5 protein-coding genes and 1 pseudogene are annotated in these 4846 nt (G+C 57.2%); 4 read left to right on the top strand and 2 right to left on the bottom strand.

Annotated features, from left to right (window positions below):
- Positions 1 to 29: 29 nt before the first annotated feature.
- Positions 30 to 164, bottom strand: a pseudogene (locus HMPREF3014_RS33535) (DNA polymerase V subunit UmuC); the annotation flags it as partial.
- Positions 165 to 612: 448 nt separating this feature from the next.
- Here HMPREF3014_RS33535 and HMPREF3014_RS14265 point away from each other — a divergent pair.
- From HMPREF3014_RS14265 to HMPREF3014_RS14250, 4 genes are read left to right on the top strand one after another with little or no spacing between them, the layout of a single operon-like run.
- Positions 613 to 2100, top strand: a complete 1488-nt coding sequence (locus HMPREF3014_RS14265; RefSeq protein ID WP_028692951.1) for a SulP family inorganic anion transporter — start codon at positions 613 to 615, stop codon at positions 2098 to 2100.
- Positions 2101 to 2114: 14 nt separating this feature from the next.
- A complete protein-coding gene (locus HMPREF3014_RS14260; protein ID WP_028692952.1) occupies positions 2115 to 2966 on the top strand; it encodes a universal stress protein in 852 nt (283 codons plus the stop codon).
- Positions 2967 to 2971: 5 nt separating this feature from the next.
- Positions 2972 to 3325, top strand: a complete 354-nt coding sequence (locus HMPREF3014_RS14255; RefSeq protein WP_028692953.1) for a TraR/DksA family transcriptional regulator — start codon at positions 2972 to 2974, stop codon at positions 3323 to 3325.
- Between the two features lie 45 nt (positions 3326 to 3370).
- Entirely contained in the window at positions 3371 to 4333 is a 963-nt protein-coding gene (locus HMPREF3014_RS14250) for an SdiA-regulated domain-containing protein (RefSeq protein WP_028692954.1), read from the top strand.
- 89 nt (positions 4334 to 4422) lie between these two features.
- Here HMPREF3014_RS14250 and HMPREF3014_RS34905 read toward each other — a convergent pair whose 3' ends face one another.
- On the bottom strand, positions 4423 to 4833 hold the full coding sequence (locus HMPREF3014_RS34905) for a TetR family transcriptional regulator (RefSeq protein WP_079382029.1): 411 nt from the start codon (positions 4831 to 4833) through the stop codon (positions 4423 to 4425).
- Positions 4834 to 4846 lie beyond the last annotated feature (13 nt).

Genomic DNA, 4846 nt, shown 5'->3' with positions numbered 1-4846 from the left:
CCTAGCTCAAAAGCATTCCACCTAACTTAATAAAGCGCGTAGTTGCTGGAGAACGCCAAAATGCCGTGCTGCCGAAGCTTTTGCCTGATCTGAAAATACGGCTCACCCATCTTGATGCCCAGCGCCTTGGCCTCGGCCGAGCGGGCGATCACGCAGCCGTCGTTGTATCTGAATGACCCTAACAGTTAGTTGAGTGTAAGATATTGATTTATAAGCAAATTAACTCCCTAACATTTTTTTGATTATTTTCCTTCGTTCCTGATGGCGATACTCCTCGACTAAGCCTATTTCAGACGTGGCTTCGCAAAGCAGGGCGGCGGATCGCAATCGACGATAGCTTCACTGTATACTTTTGGCTCCGCATACCCCTTGAGCTACAGGAACACCAGCATGACTGTACTCCAAACGCTCTACTGGCAGCCTACGCCGCCTTAGCGCTACGCCCCCTCGCAACAACCTCGCCTCCGCCAGTTTCGCTGGCTGCTGCGTACTGCTGTATGCCCGGTTCTTACACCCAAAGCGCACAGCAAAATAATCCTCACAATTTGAATTCGTATCGACGCGCTCGCCATTTTCCTGGCATGCGTGCGGTGCATTGCTTTGGATATTCTGATGCTACAAACACTCAAACAAACGTGGTTTTCCAACGTCCGTGGCGACGTGCTCGCGGGGATCGTCGTCGCACTTGCGCTGATCCCTGAAGCCATCGCTTTCTCTATCATTGCGGGCGTCGACCCCAAAGTTGGTCTCTACGCCTCATTCTGTATCGCCGTGGTGATCGCCTTTGTCGGTGGCCGCCCAGGCATGATTTCAGCCGCGACAGGGGCCATGGCACTGCTGATGGTGACCCTGGTCAAGAACCATGGTCTTGAATATCTGCTGGCCGCCACGCTGCTGTGTGGCGTGTTGCAAATTGGTGCTGGCTACCTGAAGCTCGGCTCGCTGATGCGCTTCGTTTCGCGCTCGGTGGTGACCGGCTTCGTCAATGCACTGGCGATCCTGATTTTCATGGCTCAGCTGCCCGAGCTGACCAATGTCACCTGGCACGTCTACGCCATGACAGCCGCAGGCCTCGGCATCATCTACCTATTTCCCTATATCCCCAGGATCGGCAAGCTCATCCCATCGCCACTGGTGTGCATCATCGTGCTGACCGCAGTCGCCATGTCGGTTGGGCTGGATATCCGCACGGTCGGTGATATGGGGGAACTGCCGGATACGCTGCCAATCTTTCTCTGGCCTGACGTGCCGCTGACGTTCGAGACGTTGGCCATCATCTTCCCTTACTCGGCAGCGCTGGCCGTGGTCGGTCTGCTGGAGTCGATGATGACCGCGACTATTGTCGACGACCTGACCGACACCCCCAGCGACAAGAACCGCGAGTGCAAGGGCCAGGGCGTGGCCAACATTGCTTCGGGTCTGATCGGCGGTATGGCCGGCTGCGCGATGATTGGTCAGTCGATCATCAACGTGAAATCCGGCGGTCGTTCTCGTCTGTCCTCCCTGGCCGCAGGTGTATTCCTGCTGCTGATGGTGGTGTTCCTCGGCGACTGGCTGAAGCAGATCCCGATGGCTGCGCTGGTGGCAGTGATGATCATGGTGTCCATCGGCACCTTCAGTTGGGATTCGCTGCGCAACCTGAAGAAGCACCCGTTGTCGACCAACATTGTCATGGTCGTCACCGTTGTGGTCGTGGTGGCCACCCACAACCTTGCCTTCGGCGTGTTGGCCGGCGTGCTGCTGGCCGCGATGTTCTTCGCCAACAAGGTTGGCCATTACATGGCGATCAGTTCTTCGCTGGACGAATCCGGCGAGCATCGTAGCTATAACGTCACTGGCCAGGTGTTCTTCAGCTCGGCAGACAAGTTCGTCGCGGCCTTCGACTTCAAAGAAGCCCTGAACAAGGTAACCATCGACCTGAATCGCGCCCACTTCTGGGATATCACCGCAGTTGCTGCCCTGGACAAGGTGGTTATCAAGTTCCGCCGCGAAGGCACCGAAGTTGAAGTGTTAGGTCTCAACGAAGCGAGCGCCACTATCGTGGATCGATTCGGAGTTCACGATAAACCCGACGCCATTGATCAACTCATGGGCCACTGAGAAGGAGAACAACGATGACCCAAGTAATTGCCTGTATCGACGGTTCCACCTCGGCTCCAGCTGTGTGCGACTACGCAGCCTGGGCCAGTCTGAGCCTGGAAGCCCCGCTGACCTTCTTGCATGTGCTGGATCAGCGCCAGTACCCAGTTGCGGCCGACTTGAGTGGCAATATCGGCCTTGGCAGCCGCGAGCATCTGCTCGATGAGCTTGCTTCCCTGGATGAACAGCGCGGTAAGTTGGCCCTGGAGCAGGGGCGGATCATGTTAACGGCCGCGAAAGAGCGGGCCATGACGGATGGTGTGACCGCGCCGGAGTCCAAGCAACGTCATGGCGATCTGCTGGAAAACCTGCAAGAGCTGGAAAGCGAAACGCGCCTATTGGTCATCGGTCGCCAAGGCGAGTCTAGCGGCGGTCTGAGTCAGCATGTCGGAAGCCAGCTGGAGAGCGTGATTCGTATCATGCACCGGCCAATCCTGGTCACCCCGGCCAACTTCCAAAAGCCCGAGAGCGCGATGCTGGCCTTCGATGGCAGCGCTACTACCCGCAAGGGTGTGGAGATGCTGGCGGCCAGCCCCCTGCTGAAGGGGCTGCCGATCCACCTGGTGATGGTTGGGCCAGTGAACGACGAATCGTCCGCGCAGCTGGACTGGGCGCAGAAAGTGCTGCTCAACGTCGGATTCACTGTTCGCGCCGAGACCCTGAACGGCGAGATAGAGCCTACCTTGCACGCCTATCAGAAAGAGCACGGCATCGACCTGCTGGTGATGGGGGCCTACGGTCATTCGCGCATCCGTCAGTTTCTGGTCGGCAGCACCACGACCAGCATGCTGCGCACCACCACTGGCCCACTGTTGCTGCTGCGCTAACGGCCATGGACGACGCCCTCGATCTTGCCCATTTCAAGACCCTACTGGAACAGCGGGCTGCCGAGCTGGATCGGTTGCTGGAAGACGCTGAGTCTCGCTCGCAATCGGTGGAGTTGGATCAAAGCAAGGTAGGGCGTCTGTCGAGGATGGACGCACTCCAGCAGCAAGCGATGAACGATGCCATCCGCAGTCGGGCGCAGCATGAACGCGTCCGCCTCCAGCTGGCCCTCAAGCGTTGGCACGAGGGCGAGTATGGCTGGTGTAACCAATGCGGCGAGTTGATCGCCTCGGGCCGCCTGGAATTCGATCCGGCCACGCCGTTGTGCATCACCTGTGCGAGCCGCGCCGAGTCGGATTGAAACCATGACAGCTCGTGACGTCAGTCCCAATTAACGAGGCTTCTAATGTATTTGATGGCTAAAAACTGGTTGGGCCGAACACAGAAAACAAGTGCCTGGATGTGGGCACTGCTGTGCTTTGTATTGCTTACCGTATTCCAAGTCCGCACCCATCACCTTGATGATCGGTTGTACTTCTGGATCAAGACCCACTGGCACACCGACGATTGGCAGGAGCGCTCTGTGTGGCTGCCTGACTATCGGGTTGAGCTCGATGCTAAGCCGGTTCCCGGTGTGGACAACAACCTTTCGGGCCTGACCTTCGACCCTGACCTGAACCTGCTATGGGCGGTTACCAACGGCCCAAACGAACTATTGGCCCTCAGTCGTGACGGTGACGTGGAAAGGCGCTATAGCCTGGACGGTTTCCACGATGTGGAGGCGGTGTCCTATGCCGGCAACGGCCAACTGGTAATCGCCGAGGAGCGCCGGCAGAGCCTTGTTATCGTGGATGTCCCCCTCGCCGAAGGCAGTAAGCTTTCTCCCGGTCGCTCATTGAGCCGAGACCAGTATCCAGCTCTGACCTTGGCACTTGGCAAGGCGGACAACAAAGGCCTTGAAGGGCTCGCCTACGACCTGAAAGGTGATCGCTTGTTTGTGACCAAGGAGCGTGACCCTCGCCAATTGCTGGAAGTGGGCGGCCTTCGTGCCAGCCTGGCAGGAGGTTTTTCCCTGCACGTGCGCGACCTGTCCAACTTGGTAAAGGACAAGGTATTTGCCACTGACTTGTCTTCGGTCGTCTTCGATCAACAGAGTGGCCACCTGATATTGCTCAGCGACGAGTCGAAACTGCTGATTGAAATCACCGATGAGGGCAAGGTGGTGAGTTTCCGCTCCTTGGCGAGGGGGTTTGCTGGTTTGCTGAAAGGCATACCCCAAGCCGAAGGCGTAACCATCGACGATGAAGGGTATTTGTACGTGGTCAGCGAGCCGAACTTGTTCTATCGCTTTACCCGCGAGACAGACTGACCAGTCAACAAGCTACAGTCAGGCGTGGCCGGGACGCTTGAACTGTTAGCGTGCGATTTTTACGAATTCTGCGGGTTCCCCATCAGGGCCTAGTTGGGCCCTGGTTTCAGAGGGAGTGCGGTGACCTTACCGTTGGCAACCGCCTTCAGCTGAATCATCTCGAATATTAGTCGCTGGTTAACCGAAGCCAGCCGAGCTACCTCCGCTAAAAGCTGATCATTCTCTGCACGGAGCACCCTGTTCTTTTCTTTCTCGCTCATCAACGCTTGATGCTTAGAGTCTCGCTGGGCTCGCACCGACTTGCCAACGATGTTGCGAATCCTTTCCGCTATGCTTGGGTAAGTGTTATGGATGAGTCCCGGAGTCACACCTGCGGCACGGGCAACGGATGTGATGGAAAGCTTTCCGTCACCAGCAATGAGATCGTCGACGACCTTGTTGAGCGCGGCGAGTGTCTTCGACCTGGAGCGAATAGGAGAGTCAGGGCCATGAGATGTTATTTGACGCCCATAC

Source organism: Pseudomonas sp. HMSC065H01 (genome assembly GCF_001815235.1).
Lineage (GTDB): Bacteria > Pseudomonadota > Gammaproteobacteria > Pseudomonadales > Pseudomonadaceae > Pseudomonas > Pseudomonas aeruginosa.
The sequence above is the reverse complement of the archived record's forward strand: the minus strand, read 5'-3'. Positions and strand labels throughout refer to the sequence as shown.